General features: G+C 65.2%; 1 protein-coding gene. It reads right to left on the bottom strand.

Features of this window, described 5'->3' with window-relative positions:
* Positions 1 to 300: 300 nt before the first annotated feature.
* A partial coding sequence (locus KDM41_18430) for a DUF2207 domain-containing protein (GenBank protein ID MCB1185402.1) occupies positions 301 to 629 on the bottom strand: 329 nt, incomplete at its 5' end.

Below are 629 nucleotides of genomic sequence, written 5' to 3'. Positions count from 1 at the left end.
AGTCCGAGTGCGACCACGCCAATCACGGCGATGGCAGCAGCCTGAATCAGTCGCGTGGGATACGACATAAAACGAGCCTTCTATTCCCCGATACCCCTCATCCGTCAGGCTGGAAGTTACGCGGCTTTCGGAATACGTAGGTGACGATTCCCTGAAGTTCCGGCTGTCCTTCACCCGTTCTCTACCGACGGGCTGCCCCGTATCAGTAATCGACCGGATTGGGCCCCTTCGAGAGCCCCAATCCAGGGGTGAGATCCGCCTGATATGTGTGTTAGTTAGGGAAAAGCGCTACGTGGACGGCTACCAGGAGCCGCCGCCACCACCGCCACCGCCGCCGCCGGAGAACCCGCCGCCGCCGAAGCCGCTCGACCCGGAGCTGGCGGGCGTCGCGGCGATGGCGCCGGCGCTCTCCTGGGTGAAGCGCGTCAGGTTGTCCGCGAGCGTGAACGCGGCGAGGTGGCCGGTGGTGCCGGTGTACCAGTCGGCCTCCGGCAGGTCCTGGAGGCCCTCGAACGCCTTCGCCCATTCGTCGGTCAGGCCGAAGACGATGGCGTACGGCAGGTAGTCGTAGAAGATCCGCGACTGCTCGGCGAAGCGAGCGCGGTAGAGCTCCGCGCTCCCGATGAAGC

The organism is bacterium (genome assembly GCA_020440705.1).
Taxonomy (GTDB): domain Bacteria; phylum Krumholzibacteriota; class Krumholzibacteriia; order LZORAL124-64-63; family LZORAL124-64-63; genus JAGRNP01.
This window is presented reverse-complemented; position numbering and strand designations above follow the sequence as displayed.